The organism is Glutamicibacter sp. AGC84 (assembly GCF_053543575.1).
The window spans coordinates 13,164-35,579 of sequence record NZ_JBLVOC010000002.1; the positions used below are offsets into that span (position 1 = coordinate 13,164).

General features: G+C 57.6%; 21 protein-coding genes. 13 read left to right on the top strand and 8 right to left on the bottom strand.

All coding sequences use genetic code 11. From position 1 onward, the window contains the following. Positions 1 to 749: 749 nt before the first annotated feature. Positions 750 to 1,718: a GGDEF domain-containing protein gene (locus ACNPN0_RS00960; protein WP_448938537.1), complete on the bottom strand. Its 969-nt coding sequence runs from the start codon at positions 1,716 to 1,718 to the stop codon at positions 750 to 752. A gap of 339 nt (positions 1,719 to 2,057) precedes the next feature. On the opposite strand from ACNPN0_RS00960, the gene ACNPN0_RS00965 reads away from it, so the two are divergent. The 3 genes from ACNPN0_RS00965 (at position 2,058) to ACNPN0_RS00975 (ending at position 4,626) form a co-directional block, all read left to right on the top strand. Next, the gene (locus ACNPN0_RS00965; protein WP_448938828.1) at positions 2,058 to 2,765 is read left to right on the top strand and encodes a helicase associated domain-containing protein; all 708 of its coding nucleotides are present in this window, start codon (positions 2,058 to 2,060) and stop codon (positions 2,763 to 2,765) included. Positions 2,766 to 3,193: 428 nt separating this feature from the next. After that, complete coding sequence (locus ACNPN0_RS00970; RefSeq protein WP_448938539.1) at positions 3,194 to 3,886, top strand: hypothetical protein; 693 nt, start codon at positions 3,194 to 3,196, stop codon at positions 3,884 to 3,886. A gap of 5 nt (positions 3,887 to 3,891) precedes the next feature. Continuing rightward, complete coding sequence (locus tag ACNPN0_RS00975) at positions 3,892 to 4,626, top strand: hypothetical protein (protein WP_448938540.1); 735 nt, start codon at positions 3,892 to 3,894, stop codon at positions 4,624 to 4,626. Here ACNPN0_RS00975 and ACNPN0_RS00980 read toward each other — a convergent pair. Both ACNPN0_RS00980 and ACNPN0_RS00985 read right to left on the bottom strand, forming a co-directional pair. Then, positions 4,610 to 5,809, bottom strand: a complete 1,200-nt coding sequence (locus tag ACNPN0_RS00980) for a M23 family metallopeptidase (RefSeq protein WP_448938541.1) — start codon at positions 5,807 to 5,809, stop codon at positions 4,610 to 4,612. The two genes, ACNPN0_RS00975 and ACNPN0_RS00980, sit on opposite strands and share 17 nt — an antisense overlap. Then, positions 5,809 to 6,327, bottom strand: a complete 519-nt coding sequence (locus ACNPN0_RS00985; RefSeq protein WP_448938542.1) for a hypothetical protein — start codon at positions 6,325 to 6,327, stop codon at positions 5,809 to 5,811. The genes ACNPN0_RS00980 and ACNPN0_RS00985 overlap by 1 nt, the downstream gene beginning before the upstream one ends. Positions 6,328 to 6,417: 90 nt before the next feature. Between ACNPN0_RS00985 and ACNPN0_RS00990 the strand changes: the two genes are divergently transcribed. The 8 genes from ACNPN0_RS00990 (at position 6,418) to ACNPN0_RS01025 (ending at position 16,530) form a co-directional block, all read left to right on the top strand. After that, the gene (locus tag ACNPN0_RS00990) at positions 6,418 to 7,704 is read left to right on the top strand and encodes a MinD/ParA family ATP-binding protein (RefSeq protein WP_448938543.1); all 1,287 of its coding nucleotides are present in this window, start codon (positions 6,418 to 6,420) and stop codon (positions 7,702 to 7,704) included. Positions 7,705 to 7,707: 3 nt separating this feature from the next. Next, positions 7,708 to 8,061, top strand: coding sequence for a hypothetical protein (locus ACNPN0_RS00995; RefSeq protein WP_448938544.1), 354 nt, complete (start codon positions 7,708 to 7,710; stop codon positions 8,059 to 8,061). Then, the gene (locus ACNPN0_RS01000; RefSeq protein WP_448938545.1) at positions 8,061 to 8,816 is read left to right on the top strand and encodes a hypothetical protein; all 756 of its coding nucleotides are present in this window, start codon (positions 8,061 to 8,063) and stop codon (positions 8,814 to 8,816) included. Before ACNPN0_RS00995 ends, ACNPN0_RS01000 begins: the two co-directional genes overlap by 1 nt. Beyond that, complete coding sequence (locus ACNPN0_RS01005) at positions 8,813 to 10,897, top strand: hypothetical protein (RefSeq protein WP_448938546.1); 2,085 nt, start codon at positions 8,813 to 8,815, stop codon at positions 10,895 to 10,897. Before ACNPN0_RS01000 ends, ACNPN0_RS01005 begins: the two co-directional genes overlap by 4 nt. A gap of 9 nt (positions 10,898 to 10,906) precedes the next feature. After that, positions 10,907 to 12,529, top strand: coding sequence for a hypothetical protein (locus tag ACNPN0_RS01010; RefSeq protein ID WP_402735324.1), 1,623 nt, complete (start codon positions 10,907 to 10,909; stop codon positions 12,527 to 12,529). Positions 12,530 to 12,762: 233 nt separating this feature from the next. After that, positions 12,763 to 14,160 carry an ATP/GTP-binding protein gene (locus ACNPN0_RS01015; protein WP_402735323.1) on the top strand — a complete coding sequence of 466 codons (1,398 nt, stop codon included), beginning with the start codon at positions 12,763 to 12,765 and terminating at the stop codon, positions 14,158 to 14,160. Then, a complete protein-coding gene (locus tag ACNPN0_RS01020; protein WP_448938547.1) occupies positions 14,135 to 15,895 on the top strand; it encodes a type IV secretory system conjugative DNA transfer family protein in 1,761 nt (586 codons plus the stop codon). Before ACNPN0_RS01015 ends, ACNPN0_RS01020 begins: the two co-directional genes overlap by 26 nt. Further along, complete coding sequence (locus ACNPN0_RS01025; protein ID WP_402735321.1) at positions 15,892 to 16,530, top strand: hypothetical protein; 639 nt, start codon at positions 15,892 to 15,894, stop codon at positions 16,528 to 16,530. Before ACNPN0_RS01020 ends, ACNPN0_RS01025 begins: the two co-directional genes overlap by 4 nt. 80 nt (positions 16,531 to 16,610) lie before the next feature. Here the strand turns inward: ACNPN0_RS01025 and ACNPN0_RS01030 are convergent, their stop codons facing one another. The 3 genes from ACNPN0_RS01030 to ACNPN0_RS01040 form a co-directional block, all read right to left on the bottom strand. Further along, on the bottom strand, positions 16,611 to 17,435 hold the full coding sequence (locus tag ACNPN0_RS01030) for a hypothetical protein (protein ID WP_332731464.1): 825 nt from the start codon (positions 17,433 to 17,435) through the stop codon (positions 16,611 to 16,613). A gap of 324 nt (positions 17,436 to 17,759) precedes the next feature. Continuing rightward, complete coding sequence (locus ACNPN0_RS01035; RefSeq protein ID WP_332731465.1) at positions 17,760 to 17,969, bottom strand: hypothetical protein; 210 nt, start codon at positions 17,967 to 17,969, stop codon at positions 17,760 to 17,762. A 10-nt stretch (positions 17,970 to 17,979) separates the two neighbouring features. After that, positions 17,980 to 18,606: a hypothetical protein gene (locus ACNPN0_RS01040; RefSeq protein ID WP_448938548.1), complete on the bottom strand. Its 627-nt coding sequence runs from the start codon at positions 18,604 to 18,606 to the stop codon at positions 17,980 to 17,982. Positions 18,607 to 19,128: 522 nt separating this feature from the next. On the opposite strand from ACNPN0_RS01040, the gene ACNPN0_RS01045 reads away from it, so the two are divergent. Then, entirely contained in the window at positions 19,129 to 20,517 is a 1,389-nt protein-coding gene (locus tag ACNPN0_RS01045) for an IS256 family transposase (RefSeq protein WP_332731467.1), read from the top strand. A 571-nt stretch (positions 20,518 to 21,088) separates the two neighbouring features. Here the strand turns inward: ACNPN0_RS01045 and ACNPN0_RS01050 are convergent. Continuing rightward, the gene (locus tag ACNPN0_RS01050; protein WP_332595315.1) at positions 21,089 to 21,328 is read right to left on the bottom strand and encodes a hypothetical protein; all 240 of its coding nucleotides are present in this window, start codon (positions 21,326 to 21,328) and stop codon (positions 21,089 to 21,091) included. 368 nt (positions 21,329 to 21,696) lie between these two features. Here ACNPN0_RS01050 and ACNPN0_RS01055 point away from each other — a divergent pair, with 368 nt between their 5' ends. Then, positions 21,697 to 21,939, top strand: coding sequence for a hypothetical protein (locus ACNPN0_RS01055; RefSeq protein WP_332595316.1), 243 nt, complete (start codon positions 21,697 to 21,699; stop codon positions 21,937 to 21,939). A gap of 156 nt (positions 21,940 to 22,095) precedes the next feature. On the opposite strand, the gene ACNPN0_RS01060 is transcribed toward ACNPN0_RS01055, so the two are convergent. After that, on the bottom strand, positions 22,096 to 22,362 hold the full coding sequence (locus tag ACNPN0_RS01060) for a hypothetical protein (protein WP_332595317.1): 267 nt from the start codon (positions 22,360 to 22,362) through the stop codon (positions 22,096 to 22,098). Positions 22,363 to 22,416 lie beyond the last annotated feature (54 nt).

Sequence of the window (22,416 nt, forward strand, 5' to 3'; positions counted from 1 at the left end):
GACCGGGTACCGAGCGATTCTTACGATCTGGTATTTCAATTCCTGCTATAAGGTACCGCTGATGACGTGAACATTGGCGCGTTAGGAGTCCATGAGGATCGCATCGGACAAACCCAACCACGTGGCCGTCTAGCCGTCGGACGTCGTGCGCAACGCGGTAGCTTCGTCGCTGCTGAAGGACGGTGAATCCTCGTGTCCGCAAAGCCTGGGACCCAGGAATCGTCAGATCATCCCTCGATTGAAACTTGGGTAGCATCTCCGCGGCGCTTTCGGAATGGCAACGAGCTGCCACGCTGGCAAATAAACCGGGCGTGCCAAGCCCCTCTTCGTCCTCAGCCAAGTGAAGTTCCCGTTGACAGATTTGAGGCCGAAAGTTGGTTGAACGATCCGCCTTCGAGCAGCGACAGCGGTGATCAGTACCAGGTCGGAAGAACAGTGGTTTCACGTTGCAAGAATGGCAGTACCGTCAACGATTGTCCTGCAGGGATCAGGGCGCCTGCGTTATCAATGAATTATCGAGGGGACCGTGAGTTCGCATGTTCTGACAATACAACAGCCTTAACTTTACATAACGGAGGTTATCGGTGAACGAATTCCGTCCAAAGAAGCGGTTGCAGAGGTAGATAAGGTCAGCAAAATAGCATGTCAGTAATGATATTAGTGAACACAGTTTTCGATCTAGAGATCTTCTTGGCAAGAGCGCATTTAGATGGATATAGTTCTCTAAAGGCCGTTGCAAGGACAGTCTGTTAGCTGTTTTTCCTGGCACGAACGCGACTCTGATATTTCTGCTGATACATTAAAGCATCAGCCGCGGCAATGCACTGATCAATGTTGGTACTACCTGGCTGAGCTGAATAGAATCCTATGGCTGCAGGAATCCCTGCCTCTTCCAAGGACTCTTTGAATACTGAGAAATAAGCCTCTGTCTGGGATGGAGCTACTCCGTTGGCCAAAATCATGAACTCATCACCCCCATATCGAGCGACGCGGCAGGACTCAGTGCTTTTACCTCTCAGGATCTCACCAGTGCGCTGCAACAATAAATCTCCAGCTGTATGACCTTGGCTGTCATTGACCTGCTTAAGCCCATTGAGGTCTATCACAGCAACCGAGACGGAATCGCCAAAAGCGTCGAGACGTTCTTGCGCATCGCTGGTGATCTTATCCCAGCCGCGTCGGTTCAACAGACCAGTCAAAGCATCTGTTTGCGCCAAGGCATCGGATAGCTCGCTATTTCTCCTTTCTCTATCAGCTACTCTTGCTAACTTCAATTGGGCAGATAGAAGTGAACTGATGAGGGCAACGAGTTCTTCATCTATTTTCTCTCCCTCAGTGAGCGGATCGGTGCGCACCCCGCACAGGACACCAAACATCTCATCCCGGTCATCATTGATGGTGTACCCGGCATAGGCCCCCACCTCGGCTGAAAATCGCATACACGAATAGTCAGGATCTTGCTGCGTATTTTCCACAATATGAGCAGCACCATTGGCCATTCGACTGCATAAAGATTCCTCCCACTCAACACGTAGACCAGTTTTGAGCAACTGATCCGGCTGCACGTGCAAGTGGACCTGCTCTCCATCGATTACGCGAGAAACTGACCAATCTGTCAGCGGAGTATGCATTTTAAGGTAAGAAATAGCCTGTTCAGCCGAATCGGTGAATATCTGAGCACCGTTAAATACCTGAGCATCATTCGCAATGCGTGTCATCTTAGGCTTTAACCTCCATGCAGCTCAGGCGATAATACCCTCAGAGCACCATTCGAAATTAATCAAACTTAAATTCTCAACGAGAACAGCGATCCTGTGTGAAACCATTTCCTACTAAACAGAATAACAACCGTCAGGTGCTGAATTGATGCATGTCCTCTCTAAATCCCACCAGAACCGTTTGGGTATTTAACGAATGATCGAGCATTCATTGAGACAAGCACCGGTATAGTTTCAAAAACTTTGGTAAGTATCGCTAGCCTGCATTCGCTTTTAGCGGTGGTTACGGCACCTACTAGAACCGGTGCCCCTATAGGATACAAGCACGCCGGGACCGGCATGCAAAAGCCTGGACTACAATACCCCACCAAATCCCAAGAATCCGTCCTCAGTGCTCGTCGCGTAGGGTATCTTAAGGCCATGACCAGCTGGAGCATCTCAAGGCACCCCGAATGGGACCAGCTGCTGCTCGCCGGAATCACGGTGCGGGAAATCGCCGAACTTTGCCACCGCGGTCCTGCCACCATCCACTACCACCTGCGACGACGCGAGCATTATGAACCCGGTTTTCGCGCCAAGCACGAAGCTGCAGTGGCCTCACGCAACAACAACAGGCCCTCCAGCATGTGGCGGCGACGAGCAAATGAACTGACAGCATTCCATGCTGAGTACAAAAGGGTTCCCCGCACCACCGGGGGCCGCGCCGAGCGTTCCTTGCACGCCTGGCTTGCTGTTCAACGCAAAAAACTCCAGGCCGGCCAGTTGCCCGCCGCTAAAATCGTGCTTTTGCAAGACGTTCCCAACTGGCATATCGACCCGCGGCAATTCGAACTCAATGAGCGATGGCAGTCCCGGTTTGAGGCTCTTGTCCAGTACGTTGAAGAGCACAGTCACTTCCCACATTACCGGACCTACGCATCCGAGAAGGAACGATCCTTGGGTGTCTGGCTGCACAACCAGCACCAGTCCCGATCGGAGAAGAAGCTGGCGGCATGGCGGTGCGACGCTCTGGAAGAAGCTTTTCCGGGGTGGTCCAGCCAAGCTTGACCAACAACAGAAGACGAGGACCAGCCGCACAATTGTGACAGGGACCCTGCGAGTGGTCTGAACGGCGACTGCTACCGCCCCCAAGAAGGCAGGCCAACGATTCCGATAGGCGTCCCCACGCCCGGAATCAACTGCAAAACCTACTCATGATCGTACGTGCCCTACCGACAAGCCTCCGCTTTTGTTCGGCTATCGCGAGTACACCTTCGTTAAGCATCCGCCGGCCGGCACGTTCGCCGGCCATAGCAGAGTCTTGGGCGCCGGTTTTCTGGTTGTCCGGTGTTTTGTGGCCGAATTGTGTCTTGTCCCCGCCTCTAAACTGGGATTACAGACGCGTCAGACAGGATAAATTGAGACACGTTGGCAAAGCACCGAGCCTCAGGGCGCGGTGTAAGCATGTTGATGTGATGAGAGTGAATGAGCGGTAATTGAAGCTAGGGCGCGATGAATTTCAAGCGTGGCTGGATGAGGTTTCTCCAGGCACCGGTTCCGTGCGCCTTGCCGCCGTCGCTGACCTGCCGAGGTTGCGGGTCAAGCAACAGCTCGCTCGAGGCAACGTCGCCCCGGCAACAATCGCTGCCATCTCCCGCGGCCTGGATTTGGATCCTCTCACCCAGCTCGCCCGATTCGAAGCCTTCTCAGATCTTGTTCCTTCGTCGCCGGCTGTCGGTGAGATGCCAGGTTTCATTTCATCGCCAGGGTTGTTCCGTGCCAGTGCTGAACGCTTGGAAAATCAGCCAGTGACCGAAACCCAACTCGGGCCTGAATCCTATGATTTGGCGGCGTTGTATTGGTTCAACCTCGCCAACGACGGGGCGTTGCGTGCCAGGATTGCTGATGAGTTGGGCGTGAATCAGCCGACGCTATGGAAGATGCTGCGCACCAGGTTGCGTGAAGATGTGGCACTGGCGGTGTGTGAGCATGCTGGGTGGCCGGGCGTGTCGGCTTTAGTGATCTCTGAAGTGCTCACGGGGAAAGAAGCTGGTTGGGTTGAAGAATGCCGTTCGACTTGGGTTAATACAGTTCCGGTCGGGCAGTTGCTCAGTTGCACTGAGCAACGTTTGCAGCAGGTGGGCAAGCAGGAACGCGACCGGGAGAGCTTCGACCGTCATTTAGGATGAATGATGTGGCGGTTTCGAGCTGGGTGTCTGCAATCCTTGCCACCAGTTTCCTCGCAGCCCTCATCGCCCGCCTTCCTCGCCTGATCCAAGGGATCGGGAATCTCTGGTTGTGGCTCACCCATTTAGGCATGGCCCTCGTCTTGTCTTTGGCTGTTGACCCGGTCTATGAGTTCGTTGATTCCCTTGCGGGATCCCATAATTTTGCGAACCTCGTATCCCATATTGGTATTGCGCTGGTGTTCTTCTGTGGCGGCATACAGATTTCCCATGGCATCAACCGTCCCGAGATCGCCAGCAAGATCCTGAAACTCTCCACTGTCGCGTTGCCGGCTTCTGCCGCCCTGATGGGTGTCCTGTTCGTGTTCAGTGGCAGTTCCTATTCTGATGTTGGGTTGAATGCGTTCAGGGATAACCCGCTGGTGGTCTTATATAAGCTCGCGCTCTATATCTACCCGGCAATTGTTTCCTCGTTCCTGGTGGCCCCGCTGATGAGGGCAGCTACCGAGTCGGTATCCAGGATTCCGTACTACTCCAAGAAGCTCATGGGCTTCGGCTTCGGCCTGGTCATCGCCGCCCCGCTGGGGCATCTGGCCGAGTTGGCGAACCGGCAACTGGGCTGGATTACGGACTTGTTCATCTATCCTGCGATTTTCAGTGTCCTGGTAGGCATGACGTTGGGGCTGGTGGATGCGGTGCTGTGCCGGAGGCAGCAGCGGCGGGACTTTATCCAGGCATCGTGACTTCTTGCTGCTCGAGCAGCTCCATCGGGTTCGTGATTTGCCCGTCTTTCCATACTTCGAAGTGCAGATGGAAACCGGTGGAGTTGCCGTTGGTGCCCACCTGGGCGATCTGTTCTCCTGCTTCAACTTCGTCGCCGACGTGCGCGATCAGATCATCCGGGAACATGTGAACATATAAGGTCGTGATCTGGGCGCCGTCGTGGGTGCCGTGGTCGATTTCGATCTGGCAGGGTGAGCGGCCGACGACGAGGTCATCGCAGCTGGCGCGGATGACTTGCCCGGCGGCTGCCGCGTAGATCGGGGTGTCTTCCGGGGCGGCGAAGTCTTCGCCGGCGTGCGGGTAGGGGCCGCGGGATTCGCCGTAGTTATGCCAGATCTTCGTCAACGTTTCCAAGGGGAAAACCCACTCCGAATCGTTGTTTGGGATGTTTATCTTTTTCGGGTTGCGGGTTTCGGTTCCGTTATCGCATGTGGCGTGGGGTTCGTCTTGGTCGGTGACGGTGACTTCTGTGCCTTGCAGGGCTGCATAAATCAGTTCCGCGTCGTCCCTGCGTTGTGCGTAGTTATCAGGCAGGCCGGAGGCTTGGACGGCTTCGGCGGCTTGCTCGTAGGGCAGCTCTTCCCACCCGTCGATGTTCTGGAGGCGGTCGAAGAAGGGCGCGGCCGCAAAGGTGGGGTTCATGATCTGTTTGACGGTGCCCCAGCCGGCGCTGGGCCGTTGCTGGAAGGTGCCCATGGCATCCCAAGCGTGCCCGACGCCTTCATGCGGTTCATCCAAGGAAGCCACGGCCACCTCTTTGGCTTGTTCCCATTCGTTTTTGGTCATGATGCGGGTACCTTTCGGGTACTCCCAGCTCCCGTCGTTGGCCAGGATGGTTAGGCTGCTTTCCTGGATGGAGGTCATCAGTCCGATGATGGCCGCGCGTTGGGGCAGGTCTGCGGTGCTAGCTTCGTTGATGATAATCGCGGCGTTAGCCAGTTGTTTCTCGGTGTAGCTGCCGACTGGGGTGGTTGGCAGGTGGGTGACGTTGATGTTGTCCCCGATGCTGCTGTTCGGGTTGCAGTCCATAGTCCGGGGATCCGTGGCGTCTCGTGGTCCGAGGATGGTCAGAGAGAGGAAAATGCCGCCGAAGAAGATCATCAGGGTGATGGCGAGGATTTTGATGAGTCTGAAGCGTCGCATTACTTGGTGCTGGTGATCTTTTCGACGACCCATTCACCATCAGCCCGGCTCAGCAGGAAGTCCAGGGAGCCGGTGTTGGTATTCACGGTGACGGTGGCGATCGCAGGTGACCGTCCTTTGACGGGGTCTTCGGTGCTGGTGACTTTGGTGGCGGTGATGTTCAGGTTCGAGACGTTCTGGAAGGTGCGTTGCGCGTCGTCCGAAAGGTAGGGCCGCAGCCCGGTAAACCATTGGGACTGTTCCAGGCCGGGGCGGGCGTAGGCTGTCGCGGCGTTGGTGGCGACGTCGCTGGCTTCTTGGGCGATCTCGGGGCTCCATTTTTCGATGGCTGATTGTTCCGGTGAGGCGTGGATGTCGTGCATGATCCCGTTCTCATCCCCCGGCGTGTCTTCTGGGTCGGCTGGCGCGCAGCTAGCAAGCAGCGCACTGGCTAAGGCCAGAGCGAGCCCTGCCGTGGCGGCACGGCGGCGAGAGTGTTCCCTAGCGTGGTGCGTGGTGCGGTGCATTCTCTGGTTCATGGCAATCCCCGTTGAGTATTGTTTAGTGTTGAAGCTTATATTTTCAATACTAATTGATACTATTGGTTTGATGAACGAAAGGGGACCTGCATGAGCGGGGATTGGCCGGGCGAAGAACGCCGCCGCATGAGAACAGACCTTCTGGTGAAACCAGCACCCAACGAAAAGGACACCAGCAACCCACCCACCCAGCAACCAGCCGGCGACAATCCAGCAGCTGTTTCGAGCACTGCCAGCCCAAGCACTGCGGGACAAGATTCAGCTGACGCTCTTGGGCATCCGTATTCCGCACAGGCATCCCCGGCATCCGGGACGACTCCGGGATCAGGGACACTACTGGGCTCAGGGACACCGCTGGTTTCGGGAACGCTCAGCAGTGCCATCACCGGTTCCGACGCCCTGGAAACACCATTGCCAGCCGAAGAAGGATGGCAGAAAAAGATCCGCACCTTCACTGGCGGGCTGATCGCCCCGAAACCAGGACCCCAAGAACTGGAACGCCGGGCCACGCTCGCCTCAATCCGCAGGGTTTACCCGCGGCCGGTGACAGTGACCATCGCCCAACCTGCCGGCGGCGCAGGGAAAACTTCTCTCACCGTCGCCCTGGCCTCAACCATCGGCAACACCTCGGATCACAACGTGCTGGCCATGGACAACAACGAAACCATGGGCACTCTCGGGGTGCGAACCCGTTCCAACGGGTCGAACATGACCATCATCGACCTGCTCGACGCGCTCGAGCAGCTCAAAAGCGAACGGACCCGCAGCGGCGATGTCCAGTACTACACCCGCCCGCAAGGCGACAACCGCTTCAGCGTACTGGCCTCCGATGAAGATCCAGACCGGATGCAAATGCTCACCCGCCCCACCTTCAACGAACTGCTCGAAGTCGTCCAGCGTTTCTGGAACGTCGTCGTCCTGGACACCGGAAACAACACCCGTGCCGAGAACTGGCTGGCCGGCATCGACGCCACCGACCAGCTCGTCTTCCCAGTAGAGCTCAACGACAAATCCGTCGTCTCTGTCCTGCGCACCGTCGAGCAACTGCAGGCGATGTCCCACGTCACCGGCAACCAGCACTATGCCAGCCTGTGTGAGCATGCGGTCCTGGTCATCACCCCGGGCTCCCACCGACGGGCCGTGGCCGCGGAGCGCTGCAAAGAACTGCGCCAGATGCTCGAACAAGCCCTCGGCGAGACCGCCACATTCCTGGCCGTCCCCTATGAGCCGGCCCTGGACACGAACGGGCTGATCGACTGGCAGCTAGCCACTGACGAGTCAGTGCGCGCCTTCGAGAAAGTCGCCGCTGCCGTCAGCGCCGGACTCTTCCGCTCAGCCTCCAACGACACGACCCCACGAAACACCAAGGAGAACTAGCCCGTGTTCGCACCAGTACACACCGCGCCCAGAATCGTTGCGGAACAAACCGAAGAAACCACAACGACCGTGAAAAACCCGTTCGAGGGCGTCTCCCCCGACATCTCGCCTTTGGGCGATGGATTCGACAGCGCACTGGGCATCATCCTCGGCGTCATCTGGGGCGTCGTACTGATTTATGTGGCCGTGAAGCTGCTGACCAGTCTTGGCAAGTTCGCCGGTGCGAAAAAGCAAGGCCACTACGAAGAGCTCGGCGAGCATACCGATGAGATGAAACGCCGCGGCATTGCCCTGGTCGCGGTTGCCGCGTTCGGTGTCATCATCGGTGCAGTCCTGAAATTAGCGGGGATGCTCTAATGGCCAGCCGCCGCAGAATTATTGTCCTCATCGTCGCTGTGGTGGCCATCGCCCTCGTCGTGGTAGCCAGCGTCCTCATGTCCCAGAATCAGGATCAACCCGGTTCTTCGGCGGCCACCACCCCTGCCACACCCGCCAAAACCAGCGAGTACGGGTTCCCTGTCTCCAGCATCCGCCTCGGTGAAGGCGGAACCGGGACGGCACCCGACGGCAAAACCCCTATTGGATACACGGCTTCGTGTGAAGACGCCGTCCGTGCTGCCGTTAATTATGTGGCGGCCGATTCCTACTCCCCTGAAAACTGGAAGAACCAGAAGGCAACGCTTCAGCAGATCACCGCTTCGGGCGAGTACAACACGAAGTACATCAACGCCACAGCTTCACTGGTCTCCAATAATTCAGCCTCCGCTGAAAGCAGCCTGATCTCTCCGGCGATCTACAAGGTCGAGAACTGCGAATCAGGCAAATCAGCAAACATTGCCGTGGCACTCAAGATTGACGATCCAGGGCTCATTCTCGACGGAAGAGCTATTGGTCCCTCGGTTAAAATCCGTACTCAGAATCAAGCTTTGGTGTGGGACGGCAGCGATTGGAAGCTCGATCTCTCGCCGACGCCCGTCCGTGCAGAATCTCAATTGATCATTGCCGATGGCGAGAAAGCTCCAGAATCGCCGAACGATCTGCTGAACCAAATTTTCGTGGACTCCAAGGGCAATCCGCTAAGCCGCGATGGTTGGATGGAGCTTGCACGATGAGGCGGTTGCTGACCGCCGTCTTCGCTGCCTTGCTCACCCTAGGTCTAGCGGCTCCGGCCCAAGCCACCGGAACAGATGAAAATGTCTCTGAGGTTCTGAGCCAAGACCAGGTCAAGCGGTACGAGAACTTATCGGATGACGATAAGAACACCTTGCTGCATGATGTCATCACGGAGATCGGCGCCGACGAATGCAGCAATTTCACGTACTACCGCAGCATGGAATCTTTCCTCAACTTCGATACCCGCAACTGCGAAGAACAGACGCGCGATGCGTTGCACGCCATGTATCCGGACCCTGACGCGCTGATCATCAAGCAGGAACCAGCGATGGATTTGTGCGAGGCCCTGAGTTCCACGGGTGCGGGACAGCAAAGCGTTACTTTCTGCATCAGACAGCAAGCTAATGAATTCCTTATGGGGTGGGCTTCAGGCACTCTGAGAAATTGGATGGGCCAAAGCGAGATCGGCCGATCGGTCCTGAACGCCATGGACGCCATCGGCAACACCATCGACTTCGTTGCCGACCCCAAAAGCGGACTCGAAGAAGTCGCCAACAGCAGCAAATCAGAATCCATCGCACTCACCTCAAAAGTCCTCGAAGAGCTCACCTCCACCACCGAATTCGACGCCTCCAGCCAAGAGTTCAAAGACCGCTGGGCACTCTACGCGGGCATCGGCGTCGTCGGGCTCTCCATCATGCTGCTCACCTTATTCAAGCACCACAGCAACGGAGAGATCAGCGACGACGACTTCAGCAACTCCCTGCTCTACTACCTCCCGGTCAGCCTCTTCCTGGTGATCTACGGTCCGTGGGCCATGAACGAAATACAGCAGCGCATCGCCCCACTGACCTCCGGGGCCACTAACTGGTCCGCGGAAATGATCAGTAATTTCATCACCGTGATCTCCCGCTTCGCTTCCTTGGAATCCAGCAGCTGGTTCGGCCCGCTGGCGGCGATCATCTTCTTCGGGATGCTGTTCATCGGCTCGATCGCCCTGATGATTTACTTCCTGCTCATCCCGATCTTCCAGCAGCTCATGGGACTGGCCATCGCCGCCCTGATCGGCATGCTCATCTCGCCGAAAACCCGCCGCTACGTACTGAAGATCGCTTCTACCCTCGCCACCCTGCTGATCCTCAAGCCCGTGGTCTTCCTCGTCATGGGCGCCGTCTTCGGGGTCCTGGCCTCGCAGACCGCGTTCAAGGAAGGCACCGACGATGTGCTGGTCAATGTGGGCAACCTCGGAGCGACCGCATTCATCATGCTGCTGATCGTTCTTTCCCCCGCAGCGATCTTCCGGTGGATGCCCATCATCCAAAGCCGTGAAGCGAACTTCGGCGGGATCTCCCCTGAAATTTCTGCTGGTGTCGGCGCTGCGGCAGGTGGCATGGCCGGCTCACTCGCCGGTGCCGGCGCAGGAGCCGTGCGTCGCGCGATCTCCTCACGCCGCGGCAATGCTTCCAGCACACCTTCGCCTGCCCCCCGGGCCGGTAACGGTACATCGGGCGGCGGTACTGCAGCAGGTGCTGGAGCAGCAAGTACCGGTGCTGCCAGCCAGGGATCTTCAGCTGCGCGTGGCGGTGAGGATGGTTCAGCCCCACCTTCAGGGGCCGGCGCGTCCGGCGGCCCGGATGCTGGCCAGCCGCAGGGTTCTTCTGGTGGCCAGTCGTCGCCTGGCAGCCCTGGGCAGGGTACTCCGACCGAGGTCATGGAACGGCCAACCAGCCCCCGAACAGGCAGCACAGGAAATGCCAGTGGTTCCAGCGGCGCGGGTGCTCCAAGGACAACGGGTTCCTCAGGCCGCAATCCTGAAGGTGGCTCTGCTGGAGAACCGACCTTCGACAGTGCCGGTATTGGCACTTCTGGCCAGGCTGCTGGTGCTTCCGGCCGGCAAACCCAGCCCGCAGGCCCTAACTCTCCAACCAATGCCACCTCTAGCAAGGCGTATCGGCCGTTGCACACCGGCAAGGTCGGGATGCTCGCCAACGCCCGCTACGCCATGTCCAACGCGGCAGCCCAAGCCCGCATCGCCCAACAGGACTCCGACCCCGATACCTGGGATTCGTTTAAGGACTGATCAACCCTCATGACTCGTCACGTTGCCCTCGGCGGTGAGTTCAAGTCCCGCGGACTGCTCTCAGGCCGTTCCCTGCCCGAAAAGCTCCTCCTCTTCATTGGTCTCGCGCTCTCCGCGTTCCTGGTCATGTTGGGATCGTTCAGCTTCTTCTTCCTCGTCGCGGCGCTCTTCGTGGCCGTGGCCAGCATCCTGACTACGATGCCTACCGCCATCAATGAAGGCCGCAGCCTGGCAGCCATTTATGCCGAACGGGCCTACCGGATCTGGCAGAAAACCACCGGCACCGATGTCTTCGATCCCGTCCACGAACAGATCGCCGCAGAGCGCCTGAGAACCTACCAGCACGCCACCCAAAATAAGCAGAGAACACAGAACAAACAGAAAACTTCGAACCAGCCGAAAACTGCCCGCCCCAAAGGGTTCGCAGTGCGCAGGGCCCAACGCCGCAAAGCCACCGACCAGCCGGCCCCGTTGATGATCGGGAAGATGAGCGCCACCGAAGTCCCCTTCAACACCCGCGAACGCCTCACCGTGTTCAGGCATGCGAACACCAGCCCGGTGTTCTATACCGCGATCTTCGAAGTGCGCGGCAGCACCGGCGGTGTCGTGGAAGAAGACATCGAAGACATCCCGTTCATCGGATTCGGCAAAGTCCTCGCCCGGGCAGCGCGGCGCACCAGCGCCATCTCCCACATCCAAAGCTTCACCCGCTCCGTCCCCTTGGACATCACCGACCACATTTCCTGGCTCTCTGACTACGTCCACCCCCAAGCCCATGACCACCTGGTCCGCTCCTACCAAGAGCTATGCCTGGATGTGGAGCAGAAGGCCGAACAGCACCGCTCCTACTGGGTGCTGCGCTTCGACAACCTCGCCGCACTGCAGCGCGCCATCACCGCCCAAACCCCTGGCCCGCGGGCGGTGCATGACGCGATCGTCAGCGAAGCCCACGCCCTGATGTCCCAAGCAGTCACCCATAAAGCGATCCGCAGTTTCCGGCCGGTGAACTCCAACATGGCCGCAGCACTCCTCTCCCACCTACAAGACCCGTACGAGGTCAGCATCGACGACCCAGACCAAAACCTCAGTTCGGTCTGGCAGCGTCTGGACGCCACAAAAACGTCCAAAGCAGTACTGGTGAACAACCATGCCTACACACGAGTGGCTTACATTCCCCGCCATGGGTTCATGGCCGGCTCCGCCCTTCCCGTCCAATCCATGCGGCAGCTGGTCAACGGGATCGTGCCCGCAGTGATCCATTCGGTGTCGTGGGTCAACGAAGTTGTCGATGCCCGCACCGCCCGTGCCCAAGCGGTCTCTGATCGCACCAGTGACAAGGCCAAGCGCAAATCCGATGCAGAGAAAGGCAAAGTCAGCGACGGCACCGAACACGTCATGTCCAGCTCCTCGGACCAGCGCGGCGCCGACCTCATGCCCGGCAGCGGGCATCACGGAGTGAAATGGGGTGCGTACCTGAGCTTCACTGTGCAGTCCGAAGAAGAACTGCTGGCTGTGTCCACACAGATTGAATCGGTGGCCACTGATTGCGGGATCGAGCGGCTGATCTGGCTCGATGACCGCCACCATATGGCGTTGGCTGCCGTGATGCCGCTAGGACGAGGGATCCGTTAATCATGAAATATTTCAAGAAAACCGGCACCACCACCAACCCCGCAGACGCCAGCACATCTGGGAAGACCGCATCCGGTCCCACCTCCCCTGCCAGCACAGTCGCCGGCCAAGGAGACACGAAGAAACATTCGAGGAAGGACCGGAGGGCCGCTAAGCAAGCCAGGAAACTAGCTCGAACACAAACGAGCAAACTAGCAAGCAATCAAAATGGCTACACCCAGGCACCCGCGGACATGTTCCGCCCGGACGTGTCCTGGGACGCTGGCCGCCGTTCCCGCACCGGATCCGCCTACGGCCTCTACGACCCGGCACCTGAAGGCGGAATCAGCACCACCCGGCAAACAGAGATCAGCAACCTCGCCGTCCCCTGGTCTCCCACCTCCTACAAAGGCCTACTCTTCGGCTTGGACCTGGAATCAGGGTGGGGTGTCATGCACGACCCGATCTTCGCCTACCCGAACACCGTGAACAACGCCAACGTCATTCTCATCGGCGACCTCGGCTCCGCCAAAAGCTCCGGCGGCAAAACCTGGGGCTGCCTGCGCCCGCTGATCTTGAACCGCAACGTCATCGTCGTCGACAAGAAACCCTCGGACTCCAACCCGGAAGAAGGCGAATACGCAGCCCTGTCCCGATTCTTCGGGCGCGAGCCGATCACCTTCAAAATCGGTGGAGGCGGCGCCTGCCTGAACATCTTCGACCCGGCCATCTCCCCTGAAGTCGAAGACACCCGAACCAACGGCTCCGAAGCCCCACCAAGCCAAGCTCAGCTATTGCGCGCGGTTGCCACCGAAGTCCTCGGCCGGCCTGTCTCCTCCCGCGAAGGCAAAGCCATGCGCACTGCCCACCACCGCGTGCTGAAAGAAACCCGCGCTGCTGGCCGTACCCCCACCATCGGCTTGGTCATCGCCCGCATGCTCGACCCCTCCCCGATTGACTGCGAGGAACTGCAGATCGAACGGACAGTCTTGCGCGAATGGGGGTACGATCTGGCATTCGAACTGGAACGGTTCGTCGATGAAGACCTCTCCGGCCTAATCGACGGCGAAACCTCAGAAAACGTCGTGTTGGCTGACGGGTTGACCGTCTTCGATGTCTCCCAGTTGCCAGAGACCGGGCCGGCGTTGGCGATCATCATGACCGTGATCAACACGTGGATGACCAACCGGCTCTTCCGGGCCAAGAACCGGCGCCAAACCCACTTCATCGTCGAAGAAGCCTGGCACGTCGTCCAAACCTCCGTCGCCAAAGTCATCCGCCGCAACCAGAAAGTCTCCCGCGCCATCGGCCTGTCGAACTGGTTCATGTTCCACCACGTCTCAGACATCCCGCCCGGCACCGAAGCTGAGGCGATCATCAAGGAATGCGACACCGTTTTGGTGTATCAGCAGAAGAAAGCCCCGGATGCGCGGGCTGCAGTGGAAATGTTCGACCTGCCCGCTTCCAGTTATGGCACGATCCTGAACTTGGCGACTGGCACGTGCCTGATGAAGATCGGCAACGAAGCTCCGTTCGAGGTCAAGCACCTGCGCAGCGACGTGGAGAAAATCCTCACCGACACCGACAAGGCCCTCACCGCCCAGAAAATGAACGAGGTGATCACCGATGAGCTCGAACCCCACGCAGCGTAACCGCGAAATCCCCGCCTGGCTGATCATCGCCGCCCTCGCCGGGCTGGCCTTGGTGGCGTTGAACTGGGGCGAACGACTCACCCCCACCGGCACCGGGATCTCGTGGAACCCCATGGAACTGGTCCAAGCCGCCATCGACAAGAACCTCGCCTGGCCGACCGCGTCCTGGTTCATCCTCGGCGGCTTCGCAGCCCTACTGATCGTGGCATATGTGCTGTTCACCGAAATCTGGGGAAGCTCGCGGGACGAGGCTGAGAAATTCACCCCACAAGGGGCCGCGATTACGTCAATGATGGGCTTCACCTCCGCCTGGCGCAAAGCCCGCCAAATCTATGGGGCGCAGGTCACGAAGAAGACCGCCGAAGCATTCATCGCCCTGGCCGTCTATGCCAATGCGTCGAAGAAAACCCCGCTGTATATCCAACTGGAAGACAGCATGTGGGTCTACGCCCCAGCCCGCGGCGGCAAAACCTCCAGCATCGTCATCCCCATGATCCTCAACGCCCCAGGCCCCGTCCTAGCCACCTCCACGAAACCCGATGTGGTCGCCTGGACCGCCATTGCCCGGGAAAAACAAGGGCACGTATTTGTGTGCGACTGGGAAAACATCACCGGCTGGCCGACCAGGGTGAACTGGACACCCATTTACGGGTGCGAAGACGAAGACGAAGCCCTCGAGCGCGGCAAAGCCTGGGCGAACGCCGCCCCGATGGAAGGCACCAAAAACGGGTCATGGTTCAGCGCCAAAGCCGGCACCGTCCTCGGCCGGCTCCTGCACGCCGCCGCACTGGAAGACTGCACCATGGATGACCTGCTCATGTGGATCTTCGACTCCCACAACCCCGAACCCATCACCATCCTCGAAGACCACCACAAATCCAGGGCCTTCATCCAACCCCTGCGTGAGCGCACCGAATCACGGGCCGGCGAAACCGAAGACTCCATCAAAGCCACCCTCCTCTCCCTAGCCGAACCCTTGGTCACCGAGAAAGTGCTCTCGCAATTCCGATTCCGCAAGGAGGAAGCCTTCGACATCAACACGTTCCTTGAAGGGCCGAACACCCTGCACATCGTGGTTGACGGGGAAAAATCCCCGCTGGGGACTTTGAGCACGATGTTCGCTGACCAGGTCTATCGGGCAGCTCGCCGCAAATCCAGCCAGTTCGCCTCCGGCCGGCTCTGGCCTGTCTTCCGCATGGTCCTGGACGAAGCACCAAACGTTGCCGCATTCAGCAACATGAGCGAACTGATCACTGATACCGGCGGACGGGGCATCCAAGTGATCGGCATCAGCCAATCCTTCATCCAGAACGAAGCACGCTGGGGCAAGGAAGAAGCGAAAACCATCGAATCCAACGCGAGCTTGAAGCTGATATTCCCCGGCATCAACAGCGAAGACCTGAAGACCTACGCCAACGACATGGGCGTCCGAAATAAGGCACGCATCAGCCATTCTTCTAGCAAGAGTGGAGGCTCGAGGACCACTAGTTCCGAGGAGAAAGCGATCGTGCGCGCTGAAGAGCTCAAGCATCTGCGCTTCGGGCAGGCCACCGCGGTGTATCGGAATCTGCCGCCGCATGTGGTGCATACCGAGATGGTGTGGCAGCGCAAAGACCACCAGGAGCTGAATGAGATGAAGGATCAGACGTTGCGCAGGTGCGGCAAGATCTTCCACGAACCCACCCAAACCCTGGCAGGTAGCGATCCGGCAGAAACCCTTGGCGGTGCGCGATGAGCGATACGCAACCCACCGATGATGTCCTCGAGCTGATCGTTCCGCTGGTTGAGCCGCTGATCGAACGGCAAGAAAAAGTCGAGCAAGGCCTCGCCGCACAAGAAACAGTTCTTGTGGAACTCACGAACCAGCTGGAACGACTCACCAACATAAGACCCGAACAAGAGGTAGCACCTTGGAACCTCTATACGGCCAACCCGAAGCAAATCTCGGAGCTGCTCACTGAGATCAACCAGTGGCTGCCCTGGATGAACGCAACCTACGGAGCCGGGCAAAGCACGAACATGATCCCCACCTGCTGGTTCCTCCACCCGAACGTCGTCGCGCACGTGGTCGGGTTATATACGTCGTGGACGGCGGCGAACTACGGGTCCGAGACTCCGAATAGTGATCTGGTGTATTGGAACCTGCGCTGCCTGCCCGACGTCCTGGATATCGTGAACGCGCCAGCAGATAAGGGAGGGATGGCCGGCTGCCGACGTGAGCACCGCACACCTGAGCGAATGGATCCAGTCCCCGAAGCTCTCCAGGATGACTTCGCACAGTGGCTCGCCGAAGCGTATCCCCTGGAAAAGCCAGATGATTCAAAGGAACCCGACCTAGAACCTGGCCCCGTCGGGGAGCCACAGCAGTAAAACGATCATCCCAGAAGTTAGGGGCGAGACCCTGCTAGGAAGCTGGAACCCTGCGGGATAGCATCCGCAGGGTTTTGCTTTCATGAATTCCCGGTTGGTCGTTTTCTGAGGATCTGCACGACTTCGGCGGTAGCACCGACCCAGCTGCCGACCGCCGGGCTAATTCCGTGTAGCAGCCGGGTGGAGGTTCTGAAGTATGATTTCGCGTCGGTATTCAACAGTGGTTCGTGATGAGCAATGCGGTTTCGCAAGGCGTGCGCCCTCTGAAGGTAGTACTGAACCACGTAGACGTTGCTCAGGCCTGGGAAGGCTTTGGACAGGGCTTCAGACCAAAGTCGTCTAGCGGCCAGCTCTTTCGTCCGTTCCTGCTGGCTGAGCTGGGACAGCGGAGTGTGTCGATGCTTGGGGTTGGGCAATAAATGCAGCCAAAAACCAAAGGTGGTGTGTGCGATGATGTCATCGTGCGTGATGTGGGCTCCATGCCTGGGGTGGGCTGGGTCTCTTTCGTTGCTTCCGTCAATAGCCCGCCGCAAGGCACCCTCGTAGGTTGACAAGATTTTGCCCTTGCGCGTTCTCGTATTGACGAGTTTGAACAACAGCGGCGCCGGGTGCTTGAGCCACTCTTCGGAATTGCCGCCGTTGCGTTGACGAGCATCGTTAGAGTTCGGCTGCCCGAGGGTGAGAGGTTGGGCCGAATTCCAGATACGAAGTTGCAGATCCATCGCATGGCGGAGGACAACTTCAACGTGTCCCAGAACTCGTGAAAGTTCCGCCGCGAGCTTTGAGTTCCACGTGTAGGTAGCTAAAGCTAATTTGCGGTCGTCCTGGCAGCAATCCAAGTAGGTTTGAAACCGAGCGCCGGCCAGGAAGCTACCAAAATCCGCTAGTTGATTCGTTGGGGTCACCAAAGTAGAATATTAGACAGAAGCTGGACCGCCTAACTTGTATAAGTTGGGATTGTGATCCGTGCATATATCATTGGGAAGTCCTCGTACCGCCAAGCGGTATGGGGCTTCTTTTTATCTACAGACGCTTCATGGCCAAGTACGGCCCGCTTTGATCACATTAGACGGGGGTCCCTGAACTTTGCCCGCAGTCCGTAGCCAGGTTTGCTCGCAAGCAACCATATTCACGTACTAGGAGAGAATTCTTAGGTAGCCGAGAAAGGACGCTCGACGACCGCTAGAAAAGTTTTCCTAGCAGTCATCAAGCGTCCTAGATCCTGCTAATTATTTATTCGCAGAGTTCTTCCAATAGATAACAGTGCCGATGACAGCAAACCCTAAAGGTGCAATCCAAGCCTGAACCGAGAACCACGCCTGCATTGAAGAAAGATCATGTGAAATCGTCAGACCAGTAATGATTCGGGCAACTAGCAGAACCCATACAAAGGTCAGGACAGTTTTTAGCGCTCTACTTGAGCGAGCAGAATTTTCCATTTCAACTCCTTTATAGTTTGCCGCGGCAACTCCATGCGCCCCATCCCAGCGCCACGCCAATCCCCACAGGACCGCCCAAAGACTTTACGACAGCAGGGCCTAGGAACTTAGCAACTGCTTTTGCCGCAATTCCCCAGTTCCAAGAGCTGATTCCGAGTTTTATAGCTGAAATGATGCCCGGAGATCCACCTAGAGCGGGGATGCCCAAACCGTTCAAAATTACGCACTTTGCGAATTCTGTCGATCCGTAGGGCTGGAGTGTTTTCCCAGGAGTACGGCGCTCAATCTCGTTAGTTGCTTGCTCAGATTCTTTCTCAGCCATCAGGTTTAACGAGTCGCTCAACATACGTAACTCAGCTGTCCTGTCCTGAACCCCATCCTCAGCAAGATTCTTTGTGTTCACAAAGAACTGACCCGAAGAATCCATCTGGATATAGCGCGTGAACAGAGTCTCCACGTTTTTTTCCAGCTGTTCCATTTCCTTCTGGCTAATTTCACCTGACGAGTCAACAGCTACAGAAGTAGCAATAGTTCCAGTGCTTTGCTGAGAGGCAGCGAACGCACCGGACGGAACTCCTGCAAGCAAGGCACCGACCAGAGTTGCGGAGCACAACATAACCGTACTTTTCTTGAACATCGGGTACTCCTCATTGAGTGTAACAGTGATGATAATCGGCTGAAGCTTCCTACAACCGATGCTTTCTGCGAGAGTTCGAGAAAAGATCAATTGAGCGGACGACTATTTTTCTCTTACTAACCGATAAATTACACGGTAGTGAAGACGAATCTGCTTGTAAATCATACTTTAGTAGGAGGGGAAGCTTCCGTTTTAATTCCGAACGGTTCAGCGCGTGCGACTTTCTTGTGACGTCGCTAGGTACGTTTCTAACACTTGCGTTTGCCTGCTCGTGGTCGCGGAGTTTTCTTTTGAGGACGCTACTCTGGTGGGTCTTGTGCTGCGGGTGTGTGTTGCATAGATGCATTTGCCCTGACAGACAGGGCTCTAGGGCCATTGACAACGAACTCAGATTTTGGTGTGCCTATCGAGCATACGAAGAACCCTAAGGGACCACCATTGCGTCAATCGAGCGTTGAGCCTGTCAGGCTGATTGTGTAAGAACCCTAGTCAATTGATAGAAAGAGACTAGGAAAACACGACATGACCATCCAGAAAGACCAGGCTGAACAACCAGTGGTAAACGCCTCAGACATCGCCGACAAGTTCGCAGCCCTCGGCTCCATGGATGCCGTCAAGGAATCCGGGGCCTTCGACGAGCTCATGGGATTCATCGACCGCGGAGAGATCCAGCTCGACGGCAAAGACGGCTTCATCCAGCAGATCATCCGCGCCGGACTGGAACGCGGCCTGAAATCCGAGCTGAGCAGTCACCTGGGCTACGAACAAGGCGAAAGCCACGGCCGGTTCCTGCCGAACTCCCGCAACGGGTCCTACCCGAAAACCGTGTCAACCATCGCCGGCGATATCGACCTGCAGATCCCACGAGACCGGGCCGGAACCTTCACCCCAACCCTGGTGCCCAAAGGCTCACGGCGCACCGGCGGCCTGGATGAAATGATCATCTCCCTCTACGCCGGCGGCATGACCGTCCGCGATATCGCCTACCATCTGGAAACGACCGTCGGCACCCAGCTGTCCCACGACACGATCAGCAAGATCACCGACGAGGTGCTGGAGGAAGTCTCGGCCTGGCAGGAACGCCCACTCGAGGAGTTCTACCCGATCCTCTACCTGGACGCCATCGTGATCAAGGTCCGCGACGGGCATCAGGTCCGCAACAAGGCCGCCCACATGGCCATCGGCGTCACCGTGGAGGGCATCAAGCACGTGCTGGGCCTCTGGGTTACCGAGAACGAGGGCGCGAAGTTCTGGGCGCAAGTCTGCGCGCAGCTGGCCAACCGGGGCGTAAAGGACGTCCTCATCGCCTGCTGCGACGGCCTGACCGGCTTCCCCGAGGCGATCGAGGCGACTTGGACTCGTGCGACCGTGCAGACCTGCGTCGTGCACCTGATCAGGGCGGCGAACCGGTTCGTGTCCTACGGCGACCGCAAGGCCGTCAGTGCGCAGTTGAAGAGCATTTACACCGCCCCGAGCATCGAATCCGCAGCCAAGGCCCTGGATGATTTCGAAGCGTCCGAGCTGGGGCGGAAGTATCTTTCAGCGGTGGCGACGTGGCGTAACGCGTGGGAGCGGTTCACCCCGTTCCTCGCGTTTCCCCCGGAGCTGCGCAAGGTCATCTACACGACCAATGCGATTGAGTCGATGAACTACCAGCTGCGCAAGGTCACCAAGTCCCGAGGCCATTTTCCTTCCGATGCGGCGGCGGTGAAGATGCTGTGGCTGGCGATCTGCAATATCGAGGACAAGCGGGCGAGGGAGCGTTTCAAGGATGCGCAGAAGAAGGGCCGCACGCCGCGGGCTGGTGCCGGGTCGCATCTGGTGGAAGGGGCCGGGACGAACGGTTGGAAGCAGGCGTTGCAGCAGTTGGCGATGGCGTACCCGGAGCGGATTGAACCGTATTTGACGTGAGTATTACGATCCCTGAATAACGGACGTGACTAGGGGCTTACACAAACAAACTGACAGGCTCCGAGCGTTTCCATGAATCCCATTTCTGGGGTGAGAGGGGGGAAGTCTCCATGCAGGAGTGGTATCGCTCGCCCCTGTCAGGGACTTTTAAACTTTTCTCCTTCAGCATTTCTTATCCGTCTCCATTCAGGGCATCACATGGGTCGGTAGATCGTCAGAAAACAATCAAAACGGGGCCAGACGTCTCTTACGCGAACAGGTGGGCGCTGAAAAGACTGCAAAAGCAATGAAAGCAACTGAGCTGACAATCAGTGCTGATGGGAAGTCCTCGTATCGCCAAGCGGTGTGGGGCTTCTTTTTTATCTACGTACGTTTCCTGCGCTCAACGCTCTGGCTCCGCGTAAAAGGAAACTGCTGTGAAGCATCGGCGGTAAAGCGGTTCATTTCATGTCTGCTGTTATCCGAATCGCATGCATCCTCGTATAAATAGCAAGGGACGAGGGCTCCTGCTTTCTACGTCGAAGAAACCCACGGATTCCGTGGGTTTCTTACGTTCACACCAAAAGGCCGCTCAGCTGAGCTGAGGGCCCTCTGGTGTCGGCTTCGTTGCTCGATTGTGTTCAGCAGGCGGTGGCTGCCGCTCACTGGCTTGTTGTTGCTTGATCCGCTGCAGCTTGCTCATGATGTCTTCGATGGCGGCCGAGGCCGGTTCGCTGGTTTGAGCCGATCCTTTGATCCGTTCGATCAGCGCTTCGGTCCTCTTCCGCGGCCGAGTGCCGTCGGAGACCTGCTCACCGGCATACTGCTGCACCCCGTGGACAATCGTCTTTTCACTGCCGCGCGCAGTACCGGCAACCAGCCGGTCCTCAGATGTGGGCCGATAGGACCTGAGCCGGTCAGCTAGGGCGCTGGCCTTGGTCTCTGGACTGTTTGTGTTGCTACAGTGGGTGCCAACCTAATGCCTTGGGAGCTGCTGCAAAAGTTGGATATAAGTTAGTCAAGCGGTTCGGATCCGTCAAAAAAGGCGTGAATATTATATGGCGTGCGTACCACAGCAAAAAGGGCGCAACCGCAAAGCGAAATGCAGCTGTAGCTGTAGCTGGTGGCCTGTTCGCCGAGCTTATTGGCATTAACGACATCAAGCAAAACTGTTTCTCCTAATCCGGAAAGAAGTTCCCAATGGCTACTGAAGCTAACCCAACGTCGCAAAATAAACGTAAGCCGAAGGCTATTCTTAGCGACTACTTTTATCTCGTCCTCGCTCTCTTGGGCCTTTCGCAGCTTCCTGCTACCTTCCAGACCAACGGACTATGGATAGGTCTTCTTCAGCTCGGCGCAATTTTGTGCTTCACCTATCTCATCGCAGCTGGCAACAAAGGTCGTTTTGTTCCTTGGCTAGATCACGATAAGCACCGTAATTAAGTGCCCGGTGGCTATGAAAGAGAGCGCTTACCGCTATCTTTCATAGCCACCGTCCTTTGGACGTATAGCTTGCACCGGGACATATGGCGTCGCAATTTTCCGAGGTGGCATAGCAGGGCTTCGAGTAGTCGGCAGGGTCGGGAATCTGAAGGCACGTTATTTCGCGAGGCGCACTGCTCTTGCTGCCACGTTCTGAGCCTCTCGTTCCTTTTGCGCACGTTTCACGGCAGCCAACTGTGTTTTTAACCAGACGTTCTCGCGCTCCACCAGCTCCAGCTGTTTCATTTGTTTTCGAAGTCGCGGCGCAGCCTCCAGCCCATAAGCCTTTTCCAAACTGGCGCAGGCTTTTTGAGTTACCCAGAGATCGTTCTTGGCATGCCATAACGGACCTAGGCCATCCTGATAAGACGATGATATAGGCATGGTCTTCCTGTGACGGACCATCACCCACCGCTGATCCGCATGCCCCATCTCCTC